The sequence below is a fragment of the Paratractidigestivibacter faecalis genome (genome assembly GCF_003416765.1).
GTDB classification, from domain to species: Bacteria; Actinomycetota; Coriobacteriia; order Coriobacteriales; family Atopobiaceae; genus Paratractidigestivibacter; species Paratractidigestivibacter faecalis.
In genome coordinates this window covers 1,391,617-1,415,734 of the sequence record NZ_QSNG01000001.1, presented here as the reverse complement: position 1 = coordinate 1,415,734, position 24,118 = coordinate 1,391,617, and the positions used below count along the sequence as shown (strand labels likewise).

At 67.4% G+C, this 24,118-nt stretch carries 25 protein-coding genes; 20 read left to right on the top strand and 5 right to left on the bottom strand.

Annotation, left to right across the window (positions count from 1 at the left end; translation table 11 throughout):
* Entirely contained in the window at nucleotides 1-663 is a 663-nt protein-coding gene (gene nth / locus DXV50_RS06300) for an endonuclease III (RefSeq protein ID WP_117205405.1), read from the bottom strand.
* A gap of 138 nt (nucleotides 664-801) precedes the next feature.
* Here nth and DXV50_RS06295 point away from each other — a divergent pair, with 138 nt between their 5' ends.
* The 6 genes from DXV50_RS06295 (at nucleotide 802) to DXV50_RS06270 (ending at nucleotide 7,336) form a co-directional block, all read left to right on the top strand.
* The gene (locus tag DXV50_RS06295) at nucleotides 802-1,221 is read left to right on the top strand and encodes a peptide deformylase (protein ID WP_117205404.1); all 420 of its coding nucleotides are present in this window, start codon (nucleotides 802-804) and stop codon (nucleotides 1,219-1,221) included.
* A 207-nt stretch (nucleotides 1,222-1,428) separates the two neighbouring features.
* Complete coding sequence (bsh, locus tag DXV50_RS06290) at nucleotides 1,429-2,394, top strand: choloylglycine hydrolase (RefSeq protein ID WP_117205403.1); 966 nt, start codon at nucleotides 1,429-1,431, stop codon at nucleotides 2,392-2,394.
* A 245-nt stretch (nucleotides 2,395-2,639) separates the two neighbouring features.
* Nucleotides 2,640-4,148: a M20/M25/M40 family metallo-hydrolase gene (locus DXV50_RS06285; RefSeq protein ID WP_117205402.1), complete on the top strand. Its 1,509-nt coding sequence runs from the start codon at nucleotides 2,640-2,642 to the stop codon at nucleotides 4,146-4,148.
* 72 nt (nucleotides 4,149-4,220) lie between these two features.
* Nucleotides 4,221-5,549, top strand: coding sequence for an MFS transporter (locus tag DXV50_RS06280; RefSeq protein WP_232817477.1), 1,329 nt, complete (start codon nucleotides 4,221-4,223; stop codon nucleotides 5,547-5,549).
* Nucleotides 5,550-5,824: 275 nt separating this feature from the next.
* Nucleotides 5,825-6,835 carry an acyltransferase family protein gene (locus DXV50_RS06275; protein ID WP_269801611.1) on the top strand — a complete coding sequence of 337 codons (1,011 nt, stop codon included), beginning with the start codon at nucleotides 5,825-5,827 and terminating at the stop codon, nucleotides 6,833-6,835.
* Nucleotides 6,836-6,871: 36 nt separating this feature from the next.
* Nucleotides 6,872-7,336, top strand: coding sequence for a low molecular weight protein-tyrosine-phosphatase (locus DXV50_RS06270; RefSeq protein ID WP_117205399.1), 465 nt, complete (start codon nucleotides 6,872-6,874; stop codon nucleotides 7,334-7,336).
* Nucleotides 7,337-7,370: 34 nt separating this feature from the next.
* Here DXV50_RS06270 and DXV50_RS06265 read toward each other — a convergent pair whose 3' ends face one another.
* The gene (locus tag DXV50_RS06265) at nucleotides 7,371-8,357 is read right to left on the bottom strand and encodes a 2-hydroxyacid dehydrogenase (protein WP_117205398.1); all 987 of its coding nucleotides are present in this window, start codon (nucleotides 8,355-8,357) and stop codon (nucleotides 7,371-7,373) included.
* 69 nt (nucleotides 8,358-8,426) lie between these two features.
* On the opposite strand from DXV50_RS06265, the gene DXV50_RS06260 reads away from it, so the two are divergent.
* The 5 genes from DXV50_RS06260 to DXV50_RS06240 all read left to right on the top strand — a co-directional run bounded on the left by DXV50_RS06260 (nucleotide 8,427) and on the right by DXV50_RS06240 (nucleotide 14,831).
* The gene (locus DXV50_RS06260; RefSeq protein WP_117205397.1) at nucleotides 8,427-9,596 is read left to right on the top strand and encodes a peptidase U32 family protein; all 1,170 of its coding nucleotides are present in this window, start codon (nucleotides 8,427-8,429) and stop codon (nucleotides 9,594-9,596) included.
* Between the two features lie 368 nt (nucleotides 9,597-9,964).
* Nucleotides 9,965-12,724, top strand: a complete 2,760-nt coding sequence (locus DXV50_RS06255) for an ATP-dependent helicase (RefSeq protein ID WP_232817476.1) — start codon at nucleotides 9,965-9,967, stop codon at nucleotides 12,722-12,724.
* A gap of 34 nt (nucleotides 12,725-12,758) precedes the next feature.
* Nucleotides 12,759-13,514 (top strand): mechanosensitive ion channel family protein, encoded by a 756-nt coding sequence (locus DXV50_RS06250; RefSeq protein WP_117205396.1) that lies wholly within the window; start codon nucleotides 12,759-12,761, stop codon nucleotides 13,512-13,514.
* 58 nt (nucleotides 13,515-13,572) lie between these two features.
* Nucleotides 13,573-14,061, top strand: coding sequence for an S-ribosylhomocysteine lyase (locus DXV50_RS06245; RefSeq protein WP_117205395.1), 489 nt, complete (start codon nucleotides 13,573-13,575; stop codon nucleotides 14,059-14,061).
* A 62-nt stretch (nucleotides 14,062-14,123) separates the two neighbouring features.
* Nucleotides 14,124-14,831, top strand: coding sequence for a 5'-methylthioadenosine/adenosylhomocysteine nucleosidase (locus DXV50_RS06240; protein WP_117205394.1), 708 nt, complete (start codon nucleotides 14,124-14,126; stop codon nucleotides 14,829-14,831).
* Nucleotides 14,832-14,949: 118 nt separating this feature from the next.
* Here the strand turns inward: DXV50_RS06240 and DXV50_RS06235 are convergent, their stop codons facing one another.
* Nucleotides 14,950-15,810 carry a DegV family protein gene (locus DXV50_RS06235; RefSeq protein WP_117205393.1) on the bottom strand — a complete coding sequence of 287 codons (861 nt, stop codon included), beginning with the start codon at nucleotides 15,808-15,810 and terminating at the stop codon, nucleotides 14,950-14,952.
* A 135-nt stretch (nucleotides 15,811-15,945) separates the two neighbouring features.
* Between DXV50_RS06235 and DXV50_RS06230 the strand changes: the two genes are divergently transcribed.
* The 9 genes from DXV50_RS06230 to DXV50_RS06190 all read left to right on the top strand — a co-directional run bounded on the left by DXV50_RS06230 (nucleotide 15,946) and on the right by DXV50_RS06190 (nucleotide 22,837).
* Entirely contained in the window at nucleotides 15,946-16,509 is a 564-nt protein-coding gene (locus DXV50_RS06230) for a DUF1836 domain-containing protein (protein WP_117205392.1), read from the top strand.
* A 51-nt stretch (nucleotides 16,510-16,560) separates the two neighbouring features.
* Nucleotides 16,561-17,949 carry a Na+/H+ antiporter NhaA gene (gene nhaA, locus DXV50_RS06225; protein ID WP_117205391.1) on the top strand — a complete coding sequence of 463 codons (1,389 nt, stop codon included), beginning with the start codon at nucleotides 16,561-16,563 and terminating at the stop codon, nucleotides 17,947-17,949.
* Between the two features lie 58 nt (nucleotides 17,950-18,007).
* Nucleotides 18,008-18,691 (top strand): Asp23/Gls24 family envelope stress response protein, encoded by a 684-nt coding sequence (locus DXV50_RS06220; RefSeq protein WP_117205390.1) that lies wholly within the window; start codon nucleotides 18,008-18,010, stop codon nucleotides 18,689-18,691.
* A gap of 2 nt (nucleotides 18,692-18,693) precedes the next feature.
* Nucleotides 18,694-19,089, top strand: a complete 396-nt coding sequence (locus tag DXV50_RS06215; protein ID WP_117205389.1) for a DUF2273 domain-containing protein — start codon at nucleotides 18,694-18,696, stop codon at nucleotides 19,087-19,089.
* A gap of 43 nt (nucleotides 19,090-19,132) precedes the next feature.
* Nucleotides 19,133-19,681: an Asp23/Gls24 family envelope stress response protein gene (locus DXV50_RS06210; RefSeq protein WP_117205388.1), complete on the top strand. Its 549-nt coding sequence runs from the start codon at nucleotides 19,133-19,135 to the stop codon at nucleotides 19,679-19,681.
* A gap of 26 nt (nucleotides 19,682-19,707) precedes the next feature.
* Nucleotides 19,708-20,286 carry a methylated-DNA--[protein]-cysteine S-methyltransferase gene (locus tag DXV50_RS06205; RefSeq protein ID WP_117205387.1) on the top strand — a complete coding sequence of 193 codons (579 nt, stop codon included), beginning with the start codon at nucleotides 19,708-19,710 and terminating at the stop codon, nucleotides 20,284-20,286.
* An 85-nt stretch (nucleotides 20,287-20,371) separates the two neighbouring features.
* Nucleotides 20,372-21,433, top strand: a complete 1,062-nt coding sequence (locus tag DXV50_RS06200) for a hypothetical protein (protein ID WP_117205386.1) — start codon at nucleotides 20,372-20,374, stop codon at nucleotides 21,431-21,433.
* A 233-nt stretch (nucleotides 21,434-21,666) separates the two neighbouring features.
* Nucleotides 21,667-22,491, top strand: coding sequence for a bifunctional hydroxymethylpyrimidine kinase/phosphomethylpyrimidine kinase (locus DXV50_RS06195; RefSeq protein ID WP_117205385.1), 825 nt, complete (start codon nucleotides 21,667-21,669; stop codon nucleotides 22,489-22,491).
* Entirely contained in the window at nucleotides 22,484-22,837 is a 354-nt protein-coding gene (locus DXV50_RS06190) for a TIGR04076 family protein (protein ID WP_232817475.1), read from the top strand. The genes DXV50_RS06195 and DXV50_RS06190 overlap by 8 nt, the downstream gene beginning before the upstream one ends.
* An 84-nt stretch (nucleotides 22,838-22,921) precedes the next feature.
* Here DXV50_RS06190 and DXV50_RS06185 read toward each other — a convergent pair whose 3' ends face one another.
* Together DXV50_RS06185 and DXV50_RS06180 are read right to left on the bottom strand one after the other, a co-directional pair.
* On the bottom strand, nucleotides 22,922-23,755 hold the full coding sequence (locus DXV50_RS06185) for a Cof-type HAD-IIB family hydrolase (protein WP_117205384.1): 834 nt from the start codon (nucleotides 23,753-23,755) through the stop codon (nucleotides 22,922-22,924).
* Between the two features lie 30 nt (nucleotides 23,756-23,785).
* Nucleotides 23,786-24,031, bottom strand: coding sequence for a hypothetical protein (locus DXV50_RS06180; protein WP_117205383.1), 246 nt, complete (start codon nucleotides 24,029-24,031; stop codon nucleotides 23,786-23,788).
* Nucleotides 24,032-24,118: the final 87 nt, after the last annotated feature.

Genomic DNA, 24,118 nt, shown 5'->3' with positions numbered 1-24,118 from the left:
CTAGAGGCGGTGCGCGCTCGGGCAGATGTCCTCGAGCACGCACCCATCGCACTTGGGCGCCCGCGCGGTGCAGGTGTCGCGCCCGTGGCGGATCCACTGGTGGTTGACCGGCCCCCACAGCTCGCGCGGCAGGATGGCGAGAAGGTCCTGCTCGGTCTTGAGCGGCTCACTCTCGTGCGTCTTGGGGCTCAGCCCCAGGCGGTGCGCAATGCGGTTGACGTGCGTGTCCACCGCGATGCCTTCGACGATGCCAAAGCTCACGTTGAGCACGATGTTGGCGGTCTTCCTGCCCACGCCGGGCAGGCTCGTGAGCTCGGCCATGGTGTGCGGCACCTCGCCGCCGAAGTCGGCCACGATGGCCTGGGCCGCCTCCACGCAGTGGCGCGCCTTGGTCTTGTAGAAGCCCAGGCTGCGAATGATCTTTGCTACCTCCTCGGGGCTTGCGGCGGCCATGGCCTCAGGCGTGGGAAAGCGACGAAACAGCTCGGGCGTTACGCGGTTTACCTGGGCGTCCGTCGTCTGCGCAGAGAGAAGCACGGAGATGACCAGCCTGAACGGGTTGGTGTAGTCCAGGAAGCACTCGACGGGGCCGTACTTCTCGTCAAGGCGCCGGCAGACCTCCACGGCCCGCTCGACCTTTGCCTTCTTTGACTCTCTGGGCATGTGCGCTCCTTCTTCCGTCATCGTTAGCCCATCATAGTGGTCATTTCCTACAAGTGGCCGCAAACCCGTATACTTGAGGGCTGCGCGCCGTCTGGCTTCCATCGCGGCGCCTCACGCATCCGCAAGAAAGGACCGACCATGATCAAGGACCTCGTCAACGACGAAGCCATCCTCTCTCAGCCCTGCGCCGCCGCCACGGCCGAGGACGCGCCCCTGGCCCAGGACCTCCTGGACACCCTGGCCTCCCTCGAGGACGCCGTGTGCCTGGCCGCTAACCAGATCGGCGTGGCCAAGGCCGTCGTCGTCTACGTGGACGACAACGAGCAGCCCCACGTCATGTACAACCCCAAGATTCTGATGGGTCTGGGCCCGCAGCGCCTGACCGAGAGCTGCCTCACCCACGAGGGCGAGTCCAAGGTCACCCGCTTCGTCAAGGTCAAGGTCTCCTACGACGAGCTCGTCGATGGCCAGCTGCGCCACCGCAAGGGCGACTTCGTCGGCTGGATCGCCCAGATGATTCAGCACATGTGCGACCACTGCAACGGCAAGCTGGTCTAGCCCCGCAAATTGGGGACGTGTTCGTTTTTGCGCAAATCTGGGACAGGTTGGCGCAGCCGGACAGGGTACGGGGCGCGGCGAGAAGGACGCACTTCTCGCCGCGCTTTTTTGTGTAGGGAGTGCGACGCCGCCGGCAGACGGGTAGATACCCCGTGAGCAAGCAAGAGCAAGCGGCCGGGTGCGCCCGACGGGGGAGAGGAGCCCACCATGTGCACGGGAGTCAGGTTCAACGGCGCCGAGGGCGGCATGTACTTTGGACGTAACCTCGACTGGAGCTGCGGCTACGGCGAGAAGCCCCGGGTGATGCCCAAGGGCTTTCCCGTGCGCTACCAGTTCATGGACGACGCGCCCGCGGCCCACGCGGCGGTGGGCATGTGCGTTGACTACCAGAACTACCCCATGTTCTTTGACTGCGGAAACGACGCCGGCCTGGCCGTGGCGGGCCTGAACTTCCCCGGCTACGCCGCCTACGCGGACGCGCCGGCTGAGGGCAAGACCAACGTGTGCGCCTACGAGTTCCCGCTGTGGGTGGCCGCCACCTTCGCGAGCGTCGACGAGGCCGAGGCCGCGTTGGCCAACGTGGCCATCGTGGGCGCCTCCGCGGGCGAGGGCCTGGGCGTCTCCTACCTGCACTGGATCATCGGCGACGCCACCCGCTCCATTGTGGTGGAGAGCCGCGCCGACGGCATGCACGTCATGGACGACCCCGTCGACGTGCTGACCAACCAGCCCTCCCTCGAGTGGCACCTCGAGAACCTGCGCAGCTACGTCACCGCCACCAGCGACTTCCCGGCCAACGCCCAGTGGGGCCGCGCCGAGCTTGCCCCCTACGGCGCCGGCGCCGGCATGCGCGGCATCCCGGGAGACTGCTACTCGCCCTCGCGCTTTGTGAAGGCCGCCTACCTCAACGCCAACTACCCCGCCAAGTCGGGCGAGAAGGACAACGTCATCCGCATGTTCCGCACGCTCGAGGGCGTTGCCATGGTGGAGGGCGCGGCCCGCATGGGCAACGGCGACTTCGAGCGCACACTCTACACCAGCTGCTTCAGCGGCCAGACTGGTCGCTACTACTGGTCCACCTACGACGACCCGGCCATCCGCTACGTCAGCCTCGCCGACGCCGCTAGCGCCCCCGCCGACCTCCTGGTGACCCCCGAGCCCCGCCTCCGCTAGTCACCTGCCATTGGGGACGTTGATCATTACCAGGTAAAAGGGACACTCCTGCCCCCGCCCTTCTCGCCGTGGTTTGCATGCACTTTTGGTCGCAGGGCCGGCCTTCGCCGTCTGGGTTCGCATGCAAACGGCGGGCCGGCCGCGGCCATTGTGACCGTCCGGGAACAAAGACGCCGCTCGCGACGGGCGCCCCGCTCCTCTCGGCTATGCTGCCCCCGACTCAAATGCAGCCGAGAGGAGCATTCATGCACGCTTCCGATGTCGTTCTTGCCGGCCTGGGCGCGGTTGTCGCGGTCGCCGGCGTCGCTGCCGCCACCTGCGCGGCCGGCGCTTCTCGCCTGAAGCCCTCCGCGCCGGCGGGCGCCCCCGTGGACGCCGGCGGCTACCGCGCTGACGATGCGGCCGTCGAGCGCTTCCGCGAGCTCATCCGCATTCCCACGATCTCGCGCGAGGACGCCTCCCTGCGCGACGACGAGCCCTTCCGCCAGTGGGTGCCCACGCTGCGCCGCCTCTACCCGCGCACCTTTGAGGCCTGCGAGCTCACCACCATCGACGACTTTGGCATCCTGCTGCGCTGGCCGGGTGCAGACCCCGCGGCCGACCCCATCGTCATGATGGCCCACCAGGACGTGGTGCCCGTCGAGGGCCAGGACTGGGAGCACGACCCCTTTGGCGCCGAGGTCATCGACGGCCAGATCTGGGGCCGCGGCACGCTGGACACCAAGTGCATCGTCGGCGCGTTCTTCGAGGCGACCGAGCACCTCATCGGCCAGGGCTACGTCCCGCCGCGCGACGTCTGGTACTTCTCCAGCGACGGCGAGGAGGTGGCCGCGCTCACCTGCGCCCACGCAGTTGACTGGTTCCGCGAGCACGACATCCGCCCCTACCTGGTGCTGGACGAGGGCGGCGCCGTGGCGGCCGACGCGCCCCTGGGCGTCGCCGAGCCGGTGGCCATGGTCGGCGTCTCCGAGAAGGGCCACGTGGACCTCACCGTCACGGCCCGCGCCGACGGCGGCCACGCCTCCACGCCCGCGGCCAACGACGCCTGCCGCCTGCTGGCCCGCGCCTGCGAGCGCATCTCCGCCAACCCAGGCAAGCCCGTCCTCACGCCCGCCGTCGAGGCTACCCTTTCCGAGCTGGGCGCCCGCAGCGGCGCGCTCTACAAGGCCGTCTTTGGCAACCTGTGGCTCACGCGCCCGCTCGTGACCAAGATCATGGCCGGCGTGCCCGAGACCGGCGCCATGATCCGCACCACCTACGCGCTCACGCAGATGGAGGGCTCCACGGCCCACAACGTGCTGCCGCCCGTGGCCCGCGCCAACTTCAACGTGCGCGTGGCCCCCTTCGAGACCATCGACGACGCCGTAGCCCGCGCCCGCGCCCTGGCCGCCCAGGAGTGCGAGGCCAGCGGCCTCACGCCCGACCACGTGACCGTCGAGGTCAACGAGGCCATCCCCTACACCGAGCCCGCGCCCGTGAGCCCCTTTGCGCACGACGCCGCCTTCGACTACATCCACCGCTGCGTGGCGGGCGTCTACCCCGAGGTGGGCTTTGCGCCCTACGTGCAGAATTCCTGCACGGACTCCCGCGAGTTCAACGCCATCTGCGAGCACGTCTACCGCTTCTGCGGCTTTGTCTACTCCGGCGAGGCCCGCACGCTGCTGCACGCGCCCAACGAGCGCATCGGAGTCGACGTCTACAAGCGCGGCATCGAGTTCTACGTGGCGTTCCTCGGCCACCTGGCCGACCTCTAGCACACGGCGAGAAGTGCATCAGCCCTGCGACCTTCTCGCCTGAGAATGAGCATCAAACAAGAAAGGCTCTACATGGCAGACACCGCAACAAGGCGCGCGGCCAAGCTCGACAACCGCGCCATTGCCCTGGCATCTTTGCCGTTCATGGGCATGATCAGCTTCTGGCAGGTCTACGACGGCATCGTGCCCAAGATGCTCACCAACACCTTTGGGCTCTCCAACTCCCTGACGGGCGCGATCATGGCCATCGACAACGTCTTTGGCCTCTTTCTGCTGCCGCTCTTCGGCATTCTGTCGGACCGCTGCGCCAGCAAGCTCGGCCGCCGCACCCCCTTCATTCTGCTGGGCTCCGGCATAGCCACGCTCTCTGTGCCGCTCATCGCAATCGCAAACAACGCGGGAAGCCTGCCGCTGCTTATCTGCACCATCCTGATCACGCTGCTTGCCATCTGCATGTACCGCACCATGACGGTGGCCATCGTGGCTGACATCACGCCGCGCCCGCTGCGCACCAAGGCCGACTCCGTGCAGAAGATCGTGGGCTACGCCGGCACGGGCGTCATGCTGGTTGCCATCTCGGTCATGGTCCCCAACGTGGAGCGGCCCGACTACCTGCCGCTGTTCCTCCTGCAGGCCGCCTTTGTGCTGGTGTCTGCCGTGGTGTACGGCCTTCTGGTCAAGGAGCCGGCGCTGGTGCGGAAGATGCACCAGAAGAGCCTCGAGATGGGCATCCGCGAGGACGAGGTCGAGAAGGACGACTCCCCGGAGGCCGGTGGCAAGGAGCGCGTGGCCGACCGCTCTATGAGGCTCTCCATTGCCATGCTGCTTGCCGCCACGTTCTTCTACTACATGAGCTACAACGCCATGACCACCAACATCAGCCGCTACGCGGACATCTTCTACGGCATGGCCGGCGGGTCCTACGCAATCATCAACATCGTGACCATCGTGGGTGCGCTGGCGAGCTACGTGCCGCTGGCCAACCTCTCGCTCAAGGTGGGCCGCAAGAAGGTCGCGCTGGCCAGCTCGGCCGTCATGGTGGCGTGCCCGCTGGTGCTGTGGCTGGTGCCGGGCTTTTCTCCCGTGCTGTACCTGGTCTTCTTGCTCATGGGCGTCTCTCTGGGCGGCGTGGACATGTGCGTCTACACCATGATCCTCGAGTGCTGCAGCTCCAACTCCGTGGGCCGCTACTCTGGCTACTACTACACGGTGAGCATGGCCGCACAGGTCATCACCCCGATCCTCTCCGGCGTGGTCATGGACGTCAACCCTGCCATGCTCTTTGCCTACATCACGGGCATGGGTGTGCTCATGGGCCTCTCCGTGGCCGGCGCCAAGTACGGCGACGCCATCCTCATCGACGAGGTCGCCCGCCGCGAGGAGGCGGCCGAGGCCGAGTAGGGCGGGCGGCGGCCGCGTCGCCGCCAGCGCCGGCGACGTTGCCGGACAGTGTACATAAAGATGAACAAGGCCTCCGAATCCGCCCGATTCGGGGGTCTTTCTCGTCAAAATGTGCGCTAAATCCTCGAGGGTATAATGAGGCACTCTGCTCAAATGCACGAAGGAAGGGGTGACGATGTCTGGTCGCGAGAAGCGCGTCTTGTCGCTTGACGGCCTGCGAGGGCTCGGGGCGCTGATGGTGTTCCTGCTGCACGTCGACATCATGGTCAAGCCGTTTGGCGCGGGGGGGGGTTCCGAGTCTCTTCCCTGGCACCGCGTCGGTCATGGTGTTCTTCATCCTGTCAGGCATAGTGCTGTCCCTTGTTCCCTTTAAACGCATGGGGAGCGGCGGGTATGACTGGCTTGGCTATTACCCAAGAAGGGTCGTCCGCCTTTGCGTGCCGCTGTTTGCGGCGATTGCGCTGGCCCTTCCCGCGGGCTACGTGGCCTGGCGCCTGGGGTCCACGTCGCGCTCTGCGCTTGCCGTCGCCTACGATGCGGGCCTTCCCACGGTGGTTCACGACATCCTCATGCAGTTTGACGTGCTGTTCAACGTGTCCGATGACGGCAGCAACCTCTTTGGCGCGCCGCTTGTTCGCGTTGACTCTCCCGTCTGGTCCATGAGCTGGGAGCTCTGGTTCAGCCTGACGCTCCCGCTGGCCATCTGGTGCATATCAAGGATTCGCCGGACGGACCGCGCTGTGATTGCGACCTTTGCTGCGGTGTTCGTCTCGCACTGGACGGGCTACTTTCCGCTGCGCTTTTGCCTGATGTTCTGGCTTGGCGTCATGGTGGCCAGGCGATTCGACAAGATCAGGGCTGTCCAAATCCCGGTTCCGGCCGAGCTGGCGCTGCTTGCGGCCTCCGTTGGCGTCATCGAGCTCTCGCTCGTGTGGCATCCCGGCGGGGTCCTCGAGGCGTTGAAGTCCACCATCATGAACGCAGCCTGCCTAGTGGTCGTTGTTGTCTCGATTGCCGACGGGTTCACGCGCCGCGCTCTCTCCACGGCCCCCATGGTCTTCTTGGGAAAGGTGTCGTACAGCCTCTACCTCACCCACGCCATTGTCATCGGGGCGCTCGTCGCCCTGCTGCCCAAGCTCGGGATTGCCGACCCGCTCGCGATTGCCGCGGTCTCGCTGCCCGCAAGCATGCTCGCCGCCGTTGCGTTCTGGCGCATAATCGAGGTTCCCAGCATGAACCTGTCGCGCTCGCTGGCATCGTCAGGGCCTGGGGACATCGTTCAATAAGGCGCCCCACTTGGCTTCGTTCGGAAAGATTCGTTCATGAATAACCTCCAGCCCGTCCACCGCATCCTCTTCGTCTGCCACGGCAACATCTGCCGGTCGACGATGGCCCAGTTCGTGATGGAGGACCTCGTGCGCCGGGCCGGGCGCGAGGACGAGTTCATCATTGATTCTGCCGCAACCAGCCGAGAAGAGCTTGGCAACCCTCCCCACCACGGCACGGTTGCTAAGCTTCGCGAGGTGGGCGTGCCCGTGGGCCGCCACCGTGCGCGCCAGATGACACGCGCGGAGTATGCGGACTGGGATCACGTTGTCTACATGGACGAGGAGAACGCCTGGGGCCTGGAGCGCATCCTGCGCGGCGACCCGGATGGCAAGGTGAGCCGGCTGCTCGACTGGACCGACTCGCCGCGCGACGTGGCCGACCCCTGGTACACCGGCGACTTCGACGCCACCTACGAGGACGTCCTTGCCGGCTGCGAGGCGCTTCTCGCCAAGCTGTAGGTGCCGGGATTGCGGTTGGGGCCACTGTGAGCCGCTACGGCCTGACCATAAACTCGGGCTTGCGACCCTCCAACAGCAGCTCGCAGACGGACTTCATGCTCATGCTGACCAGGGCCTCGCTGGCCTCGCGCGTGACGTAGGCCGTGTGCGGTGTGACGATGCAGTTGGGGCACTTGGGCAGCCGCTGATAGGCAACGTCTCGCTCTTCGGTGAGCACGTCAAGTCCGGCACCCGCGATGGTACCCGTCTCTAGGGCGTCTGCCAGCGCGTCCTCGTCGACCACGGCCCCGCGCGCCGTGTTGATCAACAGCGCCGTCGGCTTCATGAGGGCAAGTTCGCGCGCGCCGATGAGTCGCTCGGTCATGGGGACGAGCGGGCAGTGGAGGCTCACCACGTCGGACGTCGCCAGCAGCTCGTCCAGGCTCTCCGCCTTGCGGCATCCGGCGGCGGCCAGCTCCTCGGCCGACTTCGTGGGCGCCCAGACCAGGACGTCCATGCCCAGCGCCTTGACGAGCGGCACCACCTTCCGGGCGATGTTGCCAAAGAACACCAGGCCGCAGGTCTGTCCCGCGGGCCTGCGCATCTCTCGTCCAAACCTGGGGTTCCAGTTGCCTGCCAGGACGTCGCGGTTTGACATGGTGACCTGGCGCATGAGGTCCAGCATGAGCGCGACCGCGTGAAGCGCCACGTCCTCGGCGCAGTAGCCCGGGCAGTTGGAGACGGCCACGCCGCGGGCGGCAAGCCCGGCCACGTCCACGTGGTTGATGCCGATGGACATGCTGGCCACAAGTCGCACGCCGGCATCTGCCATGACGTCCACCTCGGCATCCCGGACGGGCATGAACTCGCCGAGAACCGCCTCCACGCCGTCAAGCTCCTCGGCGGTGGGTGACGAGAAGACCTCGTGCGTACGGCTCACCAGCTCAAGCTGGTCCTGCGCGCCAAGGCTCCGCGCGCACTCGCGTGCGTAATCGCTCACGTCGTCGATGGTGTAGAGCAGTACCTTGTGCCGCTTGGTCATGGCGTTTCCTCCCGGTTGGCTTCTGAGCTACCATAGCGCGGCCGGGCGACGCGTTCACGGGAGGACGAGATGCGCAACATGGAGCTCCTTGCCCCTGCGGGCGGAATGGAGCAGCTCAAGATGGCCGTGCACTTTGGTGCGAATGCCGTCTACCTGGCGGGCAGGCGCTGGGGAATGCGCTCTGCGTGCAGGAACTTCTCGGCCGAGGAGCTTGCGGAAGCGGTTGGGTACGCGCACGCCCATGGCGTCGCCGTGCATGTGACGGTTAACGTTCTGATGCGCCAGGAGGACTTTGCCAAAGACGCGCTGCCCGCCTACCTCTCTCAGTGCGCCGACGCGGGCGTGGACGCCTTTATAATGGGGGACCTAGGCGCCATCTCCCTTGCGCGCGAGGTGGCCCCGGACGTTGCCGTCCACCTCTCCACGCAGGCGTCCTGCATGAACGCCCGCGCGGCCGAGGCCTACATGGGCATGGGCGTGCGGCGCGTGATCCTGGCGCGGGAGATGACGCTCGCGCAGGTTGCGGAGCTCAGGCGAGACGTGCCCGCCGAGCTGGAGCTCGAGGCGTTTGCCCACGGCTCCGCCTGCATGGCCTACTCCGGGCGCTGTCTGCTCTCCGCCGTGCTCATGGGCCCGGAGCGCTCGGCGAGCTTTGGCGCCTGCGCGCAGCCGTGCCGCTGGGGCTGGGAGCTGGTCGAGGGCCGCTCCGGGGCGCGCGTCCCCCTGGAGGCGGACGAGTACGGCAGCTATCTACTCTCCTCCAATGACATTCGCATGATCGACCACCTGGACGGGCTGGCCGAGGCCGGCGTGGACGCGCTCAAGCTGGAGGGGCGTGCCAAGGGGAGCTACTACGTGGCTTGCGTAACCAACGCCTATCGCCACGTGCTTGACGGCGATTCCGTCGAACCCTGGCTGGAGGAACTCGACCTGGTGAGCCATCGCCCCTACTCCACGGGGTTTTTCCTGGGCGAGCCCACGCAGAACCCGGGTCGTGAGGAGTATGCGCGCGAGCGCCGCCTGGTGGGAGTCGTCGCGTCCTGCGAGCGTGCGGAAGACGGCTGGGTGGCGGAGGTCGTCTGCAGGAACAAGGTGCCCGCCGGCGTGGTGGCCACGGTCCTCTCTCCGGGGGCTCCGGCGAGGCGCTTCGACCTGGGGGAGGAGCTGGTCACCAACGGGGCTTCGTATCCGCTGCACCTGCCCTTCGAGGTGGCTCCGCTGGACGTCGTCTGCGCGTGAGGCGGCGGTCCTGGGGTCGCTACGGGGTTGCCCTTTGCGCAGAACTGACCTTCGTGTGAGTGTTTTCCAAAAGTTGGTGCAGAAGTGGCCTTCGTGTGAGCCGGTTTTTGGCTCGTTTGGCGATTTTGACCGTCTCTCGCCAACAAAACCCCAGTTGGCGTTTTCGAGATACTGGGAGAGCCCTCAAAAAGGGCTCACACCAAGCGGACTTCTGCGCAACAGAATCAAAAATCCTCACACCAAGGTCAGTTCTGCGCAGCCGGCCCCCGCCTCACGCCTCTGCTGATTTCTCGCAGCCCTGCAATCGGTCTGGTGGGGCGGGTAAACTCGTAGGCCGCATAAGACCAAGCGAGAAGGACCCCCGCCAGATGACCTACAACCAGCAGTCACTCTTTGATGCCGTCCCCGTCGCGCCCGCACAGCCCGTGACCTCGGCTCCGACCCCCGTCCCCGCCGACGAGGTGCCCATGGACGCCTATGCCGACTACGCTGCCTACGAGGAGCAACCCGCCCTGGAGGTTCCCGCGGACTACGTCCCGGCCCCCTCGCCCGAGCCTGCCTACGTCCCGGCTCCCGCTCCGGCGCGGCCCGCGCTCGACCTGGACGGCCTCAACCCCGCCCAGCGCGAGGCCGTCGAGTGCACCCATGGCCCGCTGCTGGTCCTGGCGGGCGCCGGCTCCGGCAAGACCCGCGTGCTGACCATGCGCATCGCCCACATGATCGCCGACGAGGGCGTTCGTCCCTGGCAGGTCTTGGCCATCACCTTCACCAACAAGGCCGCCGCAGAGATGCGCGAGCGCCTGGGCGCCCTGCTTCCCGGCGGCACGCGCGGCATGTGGGTCTGCACCTTCCACGCCATGTGCGTGCGCATGCTGCGCGAGGACCCCGAGGCCATCGGCTACGCGCCCAACTTCACCATCTATGACGACGATGACTCAAAGCGCCTGGTCAAGAGCATCATGAACGACCTTGGCATCGACCAGAAGCAGTTCCCCATCAACGGCATCCGCTCCAAGATCTCCTCGGCAAAGAACGCCATGGTTGGTCCCGCCGAGCTGGAGAGCTCCACCAACCCGGCCGACCGCGCCGCCGGCCGCGTCTACCGCGCCCTGGACGCCCGCCTGGCCAAGGCCAACGCCATGGACTTTGACGACCTGCTGGTCAAGACCTACGAGCTGCTCTCCAAGAACCCGGGCATCCTCGAGGGCTACCAGGACCGCTTCCTGCAGATCAGCGTCGACGAGTACCAGGACACCAACCATGTCCAGTACGCCATCACCAACCTGCTGGCCGCCAAGTTCAGAAACCTCATGGTCGTCGGCGACGACGACCAGTCCATCTACTCCTGGCGTGGCGCCGACATCCAGAACATCCTGGACTTCGAGAAGGACTACCCGGATGCCCGCACCGTCCGCCTGGAGCAGAACTACCGCTCCACCGGCCACATCCTGAACGCGGCCAACGCCGTGGTGGCCCACAACTCCCGCCGCAAGGCAAAGCGCCTGTTCACCACGTCCGGAGACGGCGAGAAGATCAGCGTCTACCAGGCCGCGGACGAGCGCGAGGAGGGCAGCTGGATCGGCGGGGAGATCGAGAAGGCCCACGGCAAGGGCGTGAGCTACGACGACATCGCCGTCTTCTACCGCACCAACGCCCAGTCCCGCATCCTCGAGGACATGTTCCTGCGCGCTGGCGTGCCGTACAAGATTGTCGGCGGCACGCGCTTCTTCGACCGCGCGGAGATTCGCGACGTCATGGCCTACCTCAAGGCCGTCTGCAACCCCGATGACGACGTGGCCGTCCAGCGCGTCATCAACACCCCGCGCCGCGGCATCGGCAGCACCTCCATCGCCAAGATCTCGCAGCTCGCGGCCGACGAGGGCATCTCGTTCTTCGCCGCCTGCCAGCAGGGCATCTGCGAGGCCGGCCTGCTCTCGGCAAAGGTACGCCAGGCGCTCGCCGGCTTCACCGGCGCCATCGAGGCCGGCCGCCACTTCGAGGGCGAGCTGGCCAAGGTGGTCGAGGCCATCGTCGACAAGGCCGGCCTCATCCAGGCTCTCGAGGCTGAGCACTCCGACGAGGCCCAGGGCCGCATCGAGAACATCCGAGAGTTCATGGGCGTCGCCGCCGAGTTCGATGAGACCCACGACGACGTACAGGAGACCCTCGAGTCCCTCGAGCAGCTCCGCGCCGCCGGCGCGCTCGATTCTCCCCCGGCGGCAGCGGACGGAGCCTCTGTGGCCGCCGGCCTTGCGGCAGACCCGTCGCAAGGCGAGTCGCCTCAGCGAGCGAGCGCAGCGAGCGCCGAGCCCAGCGACGGGTCTGCCGCAAGGCCGCCCGTGGCCGCCGAGAAGCTCCCCGCCTTCATGGAGTGGCTCGCCCTGCGCAGCGACCTTGACTCCCTCGCGGGCCAGCAGCACGCCATCACGATGATGACCATCCACTCCGCCAAGGGCCTGGAGTTCCCCATGGTCTTCGTCACTGGCATGGAGGAGGGCATCTTCCCCCACACCACCTTCGGCGACTCCGACCCGGCCAAGCTCGAGGAGGAGCGCCGCCTGGCCTACGTCGCCATCACGCGCGCCCGCAAGAAGCTCTACCTCACGCACGCCGCCACGCGCCGCACCTACGGCTCCGTCCAGACCAACCCGCCCAGCCGCTTCCTCCAGGAGATCCCCGAGGCGGACTGCACGCGCGTGGGCGTGGGCTCCATGGGCTTCGGCGGCATCCACAACGCCAAGCGCGGAGACCGCCACGGCACCTTCGGCAGCGGCACCGAGGCCTACGGCGGCCACGTCTTCGGCCAGCGCACCCGCTCCACGGGCGGCGCCCCGCGCTCGGCCGCGGCGTCCGCCACGGCCGGCACCTTTGGTTCCCGCCGCGCCTCCGGCCTGCCGCCCATCGCGCCACACGCCCGCAAGGCGTCCGACGTCGCGGCGCCCGCTGCCGCCCCGCGCGCGGCCGCTGCCTCCGACGGTTTTGCCAAGGGCGACCACGTGGCCCACAAGACCTTCGGCCCCGGCGTGGTCATCGGCGTCTCCGGAGACACCATCGAGGTCAAGTTCACCCGCACGGGCAAGACCAAGAAGCTCCTCAAGGGCTTCGCGCCCATCGTGAAGGTCAGCTAGGGCCAGCGCGCCCGCGTCGGCAGGGGAGAAAAGCATGGATCAGCTCAACGCACTTCTCGCCAAGGGACTGACGGTGGCCGCCGCCGTGGTGGTGGCCCTGGTGGTGCAGCACTTTGCGCTGCGCCTGGCCCGTCGCGTCCTGAAAGCCAGCGACGTGCCCAGCGCGTCCATCTTCCTCAACATCCTGCGAGCGCTCATCTGGTCGCTGGCGGTGCTCTCCATCCTGCAGCCGGTCTTTGGCATGGACCCCTCGGGCTTTGTGACCGCCTTGGGCGTGGCCTCCGTGGCCATCTCGCTGGGCCTGCAGGACACCATCTCAAACCTCATCAGCGGCCTCTCGCTCATGGCCGGCAAGGTCATCAAGCCGGGCGACAAGATCAGCGTCGGCTCGGTCACCGGCGAGGTCACCGACGTCACGTGGAGAAGCACTACCGTCCGCCACCGCTCGGGAGACGTCGAGGTCATCCCCAACTCCGTGCTCAACAAGACCTCGCTCACGCACCGCACGGCCTGGGGCATGGGCCTGGCGACGGTCCCCATAGCCGTCAGGCCGGGCGCGGACCTCGACGCCGTGGCTGCGGAGTGCAAGCAGGCGGCCCGTGACGTCCTGGGCGCAGACCTCGACCCGGCCTTTGACGTGGAGGTCGTCTTCAACGCGCTCACGGCCTACGGCACGCAGGGAGAGGTGCGCCTGCACGTCAACGAGGGCGTGGTCTTCTCCTCGGCGCAGGACCGCGTCACCCGGGCGCTCCAGGGAAGGCCCTGGCTCGCCTGCGCCCTCAGCCAGTAGCAACGGGCGGCATCCCGGGCCCGCCCGGTGCCGCCACCAGTCCAGAAAGGACCTGCCCATGGACCTCATCGCAAGCTTCACCGTCAACCACCTGCTCCTTGAGCCGGGCGTCTACGTGAGCCGCCAGGACGCGGACCCCTCCACGGGTGCGGTCATCACCACCTTTGACCTTCGCCTGACCGCCCCCAACCGCGAGCCTGTCATGGACACCGCGGCCGTCCACGCCCTGGAGCACCTGGGCGCCACCTTCCTGCGCAACGACCCCGAGTGGTCCAGCCGCGTGGTCTACTTTGGCCCCATGGGCTGCCGCACGGGTTTCTACCTGGTTCTCTTTGGCAAGTACGAGTCTGCCGACGTCATCGACTTGGTCACGCGCGCCTTCGAGTTCGCGCGCGACTTTGAGGACGAGATTCCCGGCGCCCACCCCGCCGAGTGCGGCAACTGGCACGACGCCGACCTCAACGCCGCCCATTGGTGGGCCCGCCGCTACCTTGAGCAGACGTTGTACAAGATCGACGATGCGCATATGACGTATCCGCAGGGGTAGGAATAGACGGGGCGCTCGCTCGCCCCAAACCGCAAGAACCAAGGACCGCAAGGGGGCATTGCATGAAGGTTGGAATTATCGGGGCCATGGCGTCTGAGGTGGCCCTCCTCAAGGAGCAGCTCAGCGAGGCGCAGGTCACGCGCGTTGCCGGCATGGAGTTCTGCGAGGGCGCGCTCGGCGGCACGCCGGTCGTCGTCGTGCAGTGCGGCATCGGCAAGGTCAACGCCGGCATCTGCGTCCAGGTGCTCGTGGACCGCTTTGGCGTGAGCCACGTCATCAACACGGGCGTGGCCGGCTCGCTCGACGACCGCCTGGACGTGGGCGACCTCGTGGTCTCCACGGACTGCGTCTGGCACGACTTCGACGTGACGCCGCTCGGCTACCGTCCCGGAGAGATTCCGGGCGTGGGCACCATCAACTTCCCGGCCGACGAGGGCCTTCGCGAGGCCACGCTTGCCGCCGCGGCCCAGGTGGCGCCCGACATCCACGCCTACGCCGGCCGCGTGGTCTCCGGCGACCAGTTCATCGCCAGCGCAGAGCAGAAGAACCGCATCACCGAGGGCTTCGGCGGCATGTGCTGCGAGATGGAGGGCACGGCCATCGCGCAGGCCGCCTGGCTGAACGAGGTCCCCTTCGTCGTCGTCCGCGCCATCTCCGACAAGCCTGGCGCCGCCGACCAGGTCGTGGACTACAACACCTTCGAGGAGAAGGCCGCGCGCGACTGCGCCCGCATCGTTGGCCACATGGTCGCCGGCGCCCTCATGGCGTAGGCTCCGCCGCAGGGCCGCACCGCAGCCCCGCACAAAGACCGCCCGGCGAGAAGCGCGAACTTCTCGCCGGGCGGCTTGCGTTTGGACGACGTCGGCGGCAAGGCCCCGCCGCGGCTGCCTACAGCCCCTGGACGGCCAGGCCGATGAGCTCTGGGCCGGTGTGGACCAGCAGCGCGGGTGAGATGTCGCTTCGCACGATCTCCACCGCGTTGTCAACCTGGCGGCGAAGCTTTGCCTCAAGCTCCGGGTAGGCGTCCGCGCAGGCCTCGGTGCAGCTGATGGCCAGGCGCACCTTGGGGTACCTGCGCGCCAGCTCCTCGATGAGCGCCACCTCGGCGTCCAGGGCTCGTCCCCAGCCGCGGGCCTTCTTGCGCACGGCGTAGTGGCCCTCCTCGTCGCAGGTAAAGACCGGCTTGATGTTGAGCACGGAGCCCAGGCGGTAGGCGGCCTCGCTGATGCGCCCGCCCGCGCGCAGGAAGGAGAGCTCGCGCACGGCAAAGAAGACGCTGGTGCTCTTGGCCGTGATCTCCAGCATGACGGGCAGCGACGAGAAGGGCACGCCGGCCTCTATCTGGCGCACGGCCTCCATGACCACCAGCCCGGCGGCCACGCCGATGCTGCGCGTGTCCACCACGGCCACGGGGAAGTCCTCCATGGTGCGGGCCACCATCCGGGCCGTCTCGCACGTGGCGGAGAGGCCGCTGGAGATGCTCACAAAGATGGCGGCAACGTAGCCGTCGGCCTTGGCCTGGGCAAACGCATCGGCAATGCGCTCGGGGGAGGGCAGGGAGGTCTTGGGCACCTCCTGCCCAAAGCGGGCCACGACCTCGTCCGTGGTGATGTCCACGCCGCTCTCGTAGGAGCTGCCGTCGGAGTAGTTGACGCGCAGCGGCACCACGCGCACGTCGTGCTTGGCGCAGAAGTCCGCCGGCGTGTCGGTGCCCGTGTCCGTGATGACGCAGATTCGCTGCTGGTTCATGCGTTTCTCCCCGTGACTGCCCGCGCCCGGGGGCGTGGGGTATCCTTCTAGAGTGACTATAACCGTTATATCTAGTATTTGATACTAGGTGCATGAGGAACACACCAACGCCAATTCGGCAAGAAGGGCACACGCATGGCACACGTCAGCAAAGACGAGGCAGCGGCCGCGGAGGCCTCCCGACTCCCGCTCCCTGAGCGCATGGCGCACGTTCACATATCGCGCATCTCGGAGCTGCCGCGCATCGAGCTCTACCTGGACCAGGTTCTGGCCATCGTGGCCGGCGAGCTCGCCCCCGTGATGCTCCCCGGAGAGGTCGCCATCACGGGCTCCATGGTCAACAACTACGTCAAGCAGAAGGTGGTGCCGGCGCCGCGCCGCAAGCGCTACACCCGCCGCCACGTGGCGTCACTGCTGTTTGTCACGGCCATGAAGCGCGTCTACTCCATAGGGCAGATCGCCAGCATGATGGGTATGATTGATAGGTCTGACGTGGACGTCTCCGCGCTGTATGACGAGGTCGTGGCCCTGCTGGAGCAGTCGCTGGCGCAGCGCTTCTGCGACGGCGCCCCGGCGGCCGAGCCTCGCCTCACTGAGGCCCCTGCCGAGCTCGCGCACGTGCTCGAGGCGGCCGTGGCGTCGCTTGCGGCAAAGGTCTACGTCGAGCAGACGCTCGCGCTCCAGGACGAGCGGCGATAGAACTCCCCGGCGAGAGGCACTTCTCGCCAGCCGACTGACAGAAAGGCAGAAATGGCACAGAGCATCTACGAGGAGCCCGCGGTCATCAAGCGCACCGAGCGCAGGGGAGTCCTGCACGAGATAGCCTCCAACGGCACCATAGCCGCGGCGGTGATGGTCGGCGCGGCGCTGCTGGCCCTCGTGGTGGCAAACGGACCGGCCTTTGAGGCGGTGGAGGAGTTCCTGCGCGAGCCGCTCGAGATCGGCATCGGCACGCACCTCATCGCCATGAGCGTGGAGTCCTTTGTCAACGACTTCCTGATGGCCATCTTCTTCCTGCTGGTGGGCATCGAGCTCAAGTACGAGATGACGGTGGGCCAGCTCCGCCGTCCGCGCCAGGCGGCCCTGCCCATGCTGGCGGCGGTGGGTGGCGTGTGCTTCCCCGCCCTCATCTACCTGGTGCTCAACTGGGGCGGCCAGACCCATGGCTGGGCCGTGCCCATCGCCACCGACATCGCCTTCGCGCTGGGCGTGGTGTCCCTCCTTGGCGACAAGATCTCGTCCGAGACCAAGGTCTTCTTCCAGACCCTCGCCATCGCCGACGACATTCTGGCCATCGTGGTCATTGCCCTGTTCTACGGCCAGTCCCCGGACGTTGCGTGGTGCGCCGCCTCGGGCATCGTGATCGTGGTCCTGTGGGGCTTAAACCACGCCCGCGTCTACTCGCTCAAGCCCTACGCCCTGGTTGGCCTGGCGCTGTGGTTCTGCATGTACAACTCCGGCATCCACGCCACGCTGGCCGGCGTCATCCTGGCCTTTGCCCTGCCCAGCAAGTCCGACGTGCGCCTCTCCGACCTCTCCGACTGGCTGCAGAACCGCGCCCAGGACCTCGACGAGGTCTACGACGAGGGCCTCCACGTCCTGGGCCAGAACGGCTTCACCCACACCGCCATGCGCGTGGAGCGCGTCATGCACCACGTCACGCCGCCCCTGCAGCGCATGGAGCACTACATCTCCACCCCGGTGAACTTCCTCATCCTGCCGCTGTTTGCCTTCGTCAACGCGCAGCTGCGCCTGGTGGGCGCCGACTTCGGCGCCATTGTGATGGACCCGGTGACCCGCGGCGTCTTCTTCGGCGCCGTCCTGGGCAAGCCGCTCGGCATCATCTCGGTGACGCTGCTTCTGGTCAAGATCGGCTTTGCCAAGCTCCCCAAGAACATGGACTGGGTGCAGGTGGCCGCCGTGGGCATCATGGGCGGCCTGGGCTTCACCATGTCCATCCTCATCTCCGGCCTGGCGTTTGCCTCCGCCTCCGAGGTCATGGCCGCCAAGTGCGCCATCCTCGTGGGGTCCCTCACCTCGGCGGTCCTGGGCATCGTCTTCGTGCGCGCGGCCACGGCCGGCCACGACGCCCCGGAGGACGCCTGCGCCGCCGGCGGCGCGCCCGAGGCGTCAGAGTAAGCGTCCGGCGCGAGGGGTATGCTAGTCGGGTAGCAACGTCTTACGGCAGGGGGTAGTCATGGGTGGTTTCAAGCGCTTGTGCCTGGCAGTCTGGTCGCTCGCGGGCGTCTTCACGCTGGCGGCGCTGGGCCTCACCTGGGTCGGCCCCTGGACTGACGTGGCAAGCGCCCTCATGGTCATCAACGAGTACTGGATGGCCCTCGAGGTCTGCTTCTGCATCACTGCCGTGGGCCTTGTGGTGACGCTACTGCGCGCGCTCTTCTCTCGCCGCGTCAAGACCGTCGAGGTCACCACCGTCGATGGCGGGGTCATCTCCGTCACGCGCGCGGCCATTGCGTCCCAGGCCTCCCACATCGTGGAGGCCGACGGCTCCTGCGCCGCCGCCCGCGTGAGCGTTTCGGCCAAGCCGCGCGGCCACGTCCGCGTGCACGTCCGGGTGCTCCCGCACGAGTCCGTCGACGTGGTGGAGAAGGGCGCCCAGCTCCACGAGGAGCTCTGCCTGGGCCTTGCCGCCGTCTGCGGCGACAAGCTCGAGGACGTGAGCCTGGAGTTCGTGGAGCCGGAGGCCGTCACCACCGCCGTCCAGGCGGCCCCTGCCGAGTACGAGGCCGACGAGGCTGTGGCAGGCGCCGCAGGCGCGGCCGCCATTGCCGCCGTTGCCGTCGAGCCCGGCGCGGCGGATTCAACCAGCGAGATCACGGTGCCCATGGGTGCTTCCCATGACGGCGCGAGGGAGGCATAGACATGGCAGAGAGCGACAAGTCACCCAAGCCCAAGGTGGAGCTGGGAGCAGCTCCCGAGGCCGCTCCGGCCACGGGCCAGGGCAACGCCGGGGACGCCGGCGGCAAGGACGGCGCGTCCAAGGGCCCCCAGCCGTCCGGCGCGTCTTCGGCCGACTCCGCGCAGGCGGGCTTCTCGCGCGTCTCCGCGTGGGTGGGCAAGACCTTCCCCGGGCACGAGAACGCCTTCTGGGGCGGCGTCTTTGGCCTGGTGGCAGCCGTGGTGCTTCTGGCCTTCGGCATCCTCAAGACGCTCATCGTGGCCGTGCTCGTCGTGGCGGGTATCGCGGTGGGCCAGCTCGTGGACGGAGACCCCAAGCTCATCAGGGCGCTGCAGAGGCTCTTCTCCAACAACCAGTAGAGGCAGTTCGGGCGCACGCGCCCTCTAGACCCAAGGAGCACACATGAGCGAGGACAAGAACACCGAGGTCGAGCAGGCTGCCATCGAGCCCGAGGCCATCGAGGGCGCCGATGAGCTCGCTGCCGTCGAGCCCGCCGGAACCGACATCGACCTTGCCGCCGGCGACGAGGAGGACGAGGACTCCGAGGACTCCCTGACCTTCTCCAACGGCGTCATCGAGAAGATCGTGGCACTGGCCATGCGCGATGTCCCCGGCGTCGTGGGCATGAAGGGCAGCTGGTTCAACCGCGTCCAGGACGCCTTTGGCGCGAGCGACACCAAGAAGGGCGTCACCGTCGAGGTCACGCCCGAGAGCGCCGTGCGCGTGAACATCTCCGTGCTCATCGAGTACGGCGCCTATGCGCCGCAGGTCTTCGAGGACGTCAAGAAGGCCGTGGTCAAGCAGGTCACGGGCATGACGGGCCTTGAGGTCGCCGGCGTCAACCTGCGCATCGAGGACGTCCTCACGCGCGAGGAGTTCGACCGCTCCAATAAGGAGCCCAAGGCCGCCGAGCCCGCCCCCGCGCAGGCCAAGGAGCAGCCCGAGGAATAGCGGCCGCAATGTGCGCGGGAGGCGGCATGGGGCAGACGAGCTTCTGTACCACGTTTGAGACCGAGCTCATCGGAAGGCTGACGCTGGCGTCTGACGGCGAGGTCCTGACCGGGTGCTGGTTTGAGCACGACCGTAACCTCGAGCGCGGGGCGGCGGGCGAGCTCGTGCGCGATGACGCCCTGGCCGCGTTTGCTCCGGCGCGAGACTGGCTTGCCCGCTACTTTGCCGGCGAGAAGCCCGCGTCGCCCGGGCCCGCGCACCGCGCGGACGGCACGGAGTTCCAGCGCGCCGTCTGGGCCGAGCTGGAGCGCGTGCCCTATGGGTGCGTGACCAGCTACGGCGCGCTGGCCCGCAGGCTGGGGGAGCGCCTGGGCCGACAGACGTCAGCCCGGGCGGTCGGCGGCGCCGTGGGCAGAAACCGGCTCTGCGTGATCGTACCCTGCCACCGCGTGGTAGGCGCCGACGGCACCCTTACGGGCTTTGCCGGCGGCCTCGACGTCAAGCGCCGGCTGCTCGAGCTTGAGGGCGTGGACGTCTGCCGGCTGTGCGACCTTCTCGCCGGCAGGGCGGCACTCGGCGGCGCTCCCGCCCTAAATCGACAATAGACCCCCTTTGGAGGGGGCTAAACGTCGATTTAGGGCTGGAACGGCAGGACGACGGAGCGGCGGGACGGCGAACGAAGGGCGCCATATGAGGGCGAGAAGCACGGGCAAAAAGGTCGATGCGCAGGTTGAGGTGTCCCTCGCCGAGGCGGAGACCCGCGGCGCCTGTCTGCACTCCTACAGCGAGCTGGTTCACAAGGACCTGCGCCGACGCCTGAAGCTCGGCCAGGTGGTCGAGCCGCTTCCGGGCCTCTATGCGCGAAAGGAGTACTGGGATGGCCTGAACCGCGGTCAGCGGACGATGCACAAGATCCGTGGCCTTTCTCGCCTGAGGCCTGGATGGGTGTTCTGCGGGCCCTCGGCGGCGTTCGTGCTGGGTGCTTCGGTGAGCTGGTCATGCCTCGAGCCCATCGAGGTGGTGTCTTCGAGTGGTCACAGGTCGCTGCTTGGCGGCAGGGTACATGGCAGGTACGCCAACGATGACGACGCGTACGGGGTGTATAGCGATGGCATCTGGACCACGTCGCCGTTGCGTACGGCTTTGGACTGTGCGCGCAGGATGCCCTTTCGTGATGCCGTTGCGGTAGTTGACTCGCTTATGGTGTCCGGGCGCTTCTCCAAGGAGGAGTTCCTCTCGTACGTGGACGGTCTGCCTGGGGGCTTCCGCGGCGTCGCACGGGCGCGCGAGGTGGCTTCCTTTGCCGACGTGCGCAGCGGCAGCGGGGGAGAGTCCGTTGCTCGGGCCGCCATGTGGGAGCTTGGCTTTGCTGCACCCGAGCTGCAGGTTTCCTTTTGTGACCCGATTGACGGCAGCGAGTACTTCGTCGACTTTCTATGGCGCCTGCCGGATGGTCGGACCATTGCCGGTGAGCTCGACGGTGGCGAGAAGTACGTCAATCCAAAGATGACTGGTGGCAAGTCCGTTCTTGAGGTCATGCGAGACGAGCGCAGGCGAGAGTCGCGCGTCACGGCGAGCTGCGACGCTGTCGTGCGTTTCTCGCCTGCGGACGTGGCGGACAACTGGAAGTTCAGCCAGCTGCTGGACGCGTTTGGCGTGCCTCGGGACCATGAGCCGCTGGTTGTCGTGGAGCCTTCGTCTGGCGATGAGCCGCTTGTGGACGAGGTCCCCCTGGAGGCCTACGGGGTGTGAGCCCCTGCTTTGTTGGTGCCGCTCTGGCGTTCCCGCCCTAAATCGACAATAGACCCCCTTTGGAGGGGGCCAAACGTCGATTTAGGGCGGGAACGCGTCTGTGACGGCAAGAACGGCCCGGCGAGAAGCCCTTCTCGTCGCAGGCGCCTGCCGCCCGCACCCCGTGACGCCCCTGCGCTAGACTGGGAGGACTGCGGCGCGTCCCCGCGTCGCCCAGACCCGAGGGGAACCCGATGAACAACACCCAGCTCCTGCTGATCAACGACATGTGCGGCTACGGCAAGGTGGCGCTCTCTGCCATGCTGCCCGTGCTGTCCCACATGGGCTACCGCATCCACAACCTGCCCACGGCGCTTGTCTCCGACACGCTCAACTACCCCAAGTTCTACATCCATGACACCACCGAGTACGTGCGCCAGAGCCTGGCCATCTGGGAGGAGCTGGGCTTTGAGTTCGACGCCATCTCGACCGGCTTCATCGTGACGGAGGAGGAGACGCGCATCATCTCCGACTTCTGCCACAGGCGCGCCGCCAAGGGCACCAAGGTCTTCGTGGACCCCATCATGGGGGACAACGGCAGGCTCTACGCGGGCGTGCCCGAGTCCACCATCGGCCTCATGCGCGACCTCGTGGCCTGCGCGGACTACACGGTGCCCAACTACACCGAGGCCTGCCTGCTCACGGACACCCCCATGAAGGACGGCATCAGCGCCGAGGAGGCCTGCGCGCTGGTGGACGCCATGCGCGGCCTGGGCGCCAAGTCCGTCGTGGTCACGAGCGCCAAGGTGGACGACACCAATGCCGTCATCGGATACGACCACGTGGCCGGCGAGCACTTCTCCATTCCGTTCGAGCTCATCCCGGTCTACTTCCCCGGCACGGGCGACACGTTCTCGTCGGTGCTGCTCGGCCGCGTCATGGCCGGCTGGACGCTGCAGCGCGCCACGGCAGACGCCATGCGGGTGGTCTCCGAGCTCATCGCGCGCAACGCCGGCCAGCAGGACAAGTCCGCCGGACTGCCCATCGAGGCCTGCCTGGACGTGATCGACGGTGAGTAGCGCAGACGGCGAGAAGTGCCTGGCTGGGGACGGCGCAGGCACAGGCGCCGCGGACGGCGAGAAGCCCCTGGGCGCCCCGCGCGGAAAGCGGCCGCGCATACGCATCACCTGCGTAGACCAGCTGGGCACGTGCCGCTGCCACCACGGGCACAAGCCGGGCGACGTCTTTGACTTTGACCGGGACCGTGGTCGCATGTGCTCCATGGCTTGCCACGTGGGCTTTCCCTACATCGACATCCTGCGCTACGGCGGGACCGTCCCCGGAAACGCCCCCGGCACGGCCAAGTTCTGCTGCCCCGAGGTGGACACGCTGAACGTCTGGCTGGCGGAGCTGGTGGAGGAGTAGCGCTTCTCGCCGGGCGCCGGGTTGCGGGCGGCGGACGTTGGGACCGGGTGAGAAGCGCTGGCCTGCGGCGGCCGGGCGCCTTGCCTACGCGGTGACGCCGAAGACCTCTGCGACCACCTCGGCGATGCCGTCATGGTCGTTGTCGGCGACGACCATCTTGGCCAGGGCCTTTATGTCCGGCGTGGCGTTGCCCATGGCGACGGGAAGGCCTGCCACCTGCAGAGCCTGCGTGTCGTTGGGCGCGTCTCCCACGGCGACGGCCTCGGCGAGCGTGATGCCCAGGTAGTCGCAGAGGCGGGAGAGGCCCTCGGCCTTGCTCACGCCGGCGGGGGAGACCTCAAGGGACGTCTCCTCCGCGTAGGCAAGCTGGACGGCAAGGCCGGCCTCCTCCAGGCGCGCGCGGGTGCGCTCGCGCGACTCGGCGCTGCGGTGGTAGAGGTTGACCTTGCAGACCGCGCCCTCGTTGGCGCGGGCGAAGGCGGGCATGTCGTCCACGGGCGTGCAAATGCGGTCGAACATGCCCTGGTAGATGCCCATGTGGAAGTCGGCCATGTGAGGAAGGGCCTCGGAGGCCGCCACGCTCTGGGTGGTGGTGAGGACGTGGACCATGGGGGCCTCCTGGCGGGCCACCGCCATGACCTCAAGGGCGAGCTTGGTCTCAAACGGATGGACAAAGACGGTGCGCTGGTTTGAGAAGTCATACACCAGGCCGCCGCTGATGCAAGACCCGTACTTGATGAACGGCAGGTTGGGCACATAGTCCGAAAGCTCCGCGAGGCCGCGGCCGGTGGAGAAGGCCACGGCGACGCCCGCTGCGGCAAGGCGCTCCAGGGCCGCGGCCGTCTTGGGGAGCACCTGCTTGCGGGAGTCAAGCAGCGTTCCGTCCATGTCCAGAGCCAAGAGCTTGTATGCGGTCATGCGCGTCCTTTTCGTTTGATGGTTGATGTCTTACGCCAGAAGCGGCGCCAGCAGCGGTGCCAGGCTCGATAGGCGCGTGAGCCCGGCGAGCACCGCCGCCGCGGCGCTGGCAACAAAGAGCGGGCTCTGGACGCGGGTGCCAAAGACAACCGCGCTCGCGCAGAAGAGGGCTACGGACACGGCGTCCACCAGCGCCAACGCGAGGGCGAAGCCCTCGGGGACGTTGTGCTGGGGCTGGGGGCCCTTCTCGCTGGGCTTGCGGTCTGCGTCTGACATGGTCGCCTTCCTGGGATGACTTTTGAGCCGTGGTCGATGATACGCCGCAAAAGCGGGATACTGCCCTACGTTGGCTATCTGAAAGAA

Excerpts from the sequence above, each read along its gene's own strand:
- DXV50_RS06265 (WP_117205398.1), bottom strand. The coding sequence starts at position 8,357 with ATGACCAAGCGGCACAAGGTACTGCTCTACACCATCGACGACGTGAGC.
- DXV50_RS06285 (WP_117205402.1), top strand. The coding sequence starts at position 2,640 with ATGCACGCTTCCGATGTCGTTCTTGCCGGCCTGGGCGCGGTTGTCGCG.
- DXV50_RS06215 (WP_117205389.1), top strand. The coding sequence starts at position 18,694 with ATGGCAGAGAGCGACAAGTCACCCAAGCCCAAGGTGGAGCTGGGAGCA.
- DXV50_RS06280 (WP_232817477.1), top strand. The coding sequence starts at position 4,221 with ATGGCAGACACCGCAACAAGGCGCGCGGCCAAGCTCGACAACCGCGCC.
- nth (WP_117205405.1), bottom strand. The coding sequence starts at position 663 with ATGCCCAGAGAGTCAAAGAAGGCAAAGGTCGAGCGGGCCGTGGAGGTC.
- nhaA (WP_117205391.1), top strand. The coding sequence starts at position 16,561 with ATGGCACAGAGCATCTACGAGGAGCCCGCGGTCATCAAGCGCACCGAG.
- DXV50_RS06200 (WP_117205386.1), top strand. The coding sequence starts at position 20,372 with ATGAGGGCGAGAAGCACGGGCAAAAAGGTCGATGCGCAGGTTGAGGTG.
- DXV50_RS06260 (WP_117205397.1), top strand. The coding sequence starts at position 8,427 with ATGCGCAACATGGAGCTCCTTGCCCCTGCGGGCGGAATGGAGCAGCTC.
- DXV50_RS06295 (WP_117205404.1), top strand. The coding sequence starts at position 802 with ATGATCAAGGACCTCGTCAACGACGAAGCCATCCTCTCTCAGCCCTGC.
- DXV50_RS06220 (WP_117205390.1), top strand. The coding sequence starts at position 18,008 with ATGGGTGGTTTCAAGCGCTTGTGCCTGGCAGTCTGGTCGCTCGCGGGC.
- bsh (WP_117205403.1), top strand. The coding sequence starts at position 1,429 with ATGTGCACGGGAGTCAGGTTCAACGGCGCCGAGGGCGGCATGTACTTT.
- DXV50_RS06235 (WP_117205393.1), bottom strand. The coding sequence starts at position 15,810 with ATGAACCAGCAGCGAATCTGCGTCATCACGGACACGGGCACCGACACG.
- DXV50_RS06230 (WP_117205392.1), top strand. The coding sequence starts at position 15,946 with ATGGCACACGTCAGCAAAGACGAGGCAGCGGCCGCGGAGGCCTCCCGA.
- DXV50_RS06210 (WP_117205388.1), top strand. The coding sequence starts at position 19,133 with ATGAGCGAGGACAAGAACACCGAGGTCGAGCAGGCTGCCATCGAGCCC.
- DXV50_RS06205 (WP_117205387.1), top strand. The coding sequence starts at position 19,708 with ATGGGGCAGACGAGCTTCTGTACCACGTTTGAGACCGAGCTCATCGGA.
- DXV50_RS06255 (WP_232817476.1), top strand. The coding sequence starts at position 9,965 with ATGACCTACAACCAGCAGTCACTCTTTGATGCCGTCCCCGTCGCGCCC.
- DXV50_RS06270 (WP_117205399.1), top strand. The coding sequence starts at position 6,872 with ATGAATAACCTCCAGCCCGTCCACCGCATCCTCTTCGTCTGCCACGGC.
- DXV50_RS06245 (WP_117205395.1), top strand. The coding sequence starts at position 13,573 with ATGGACCTCATCGCAAGCTTCACCGTCAACCACCTGCTCCTTGAGCCG.
- DXV50_RS06195 (WP_117205385.1), top strand. The coding sequence starts at position 21,667 with ATGAACAACACCCAGCTCCTGCTGATCAACGACATGTGCGGCTACGGC.
- DXV50_RS06240 (WP_117205394.1), top strand. The coding sequence starts at position 14,124 with ATGAAGGTTGGAATTATCGGGGCCATGGCGTCTGAGGTGGCCCTCCTC.
- DXV50_RS06185 (WP_117205384.1), bottom strand. The coding sequence starts at position 23,755 with ATGACCGCATACAAGCTCTTGGCTCTGGACATGGACGGAACGCTGCTT.
- DXV50_RS06250 (WP_117205396.1), top strand. The coding sequence starts at position 12,759 with ATGGATCAGCTCAACGCACTTCTCGCCAAGGGACTGACGGTGGCCGCC.
- DXV50_RS06180 (WP_117205383.1), bottom strand. The coding sequence starts at position 24,031 with ATGTCAGACGCAGACCGCAAGCCCAGCGAGAAGGGCCCCCAGCCCCAG.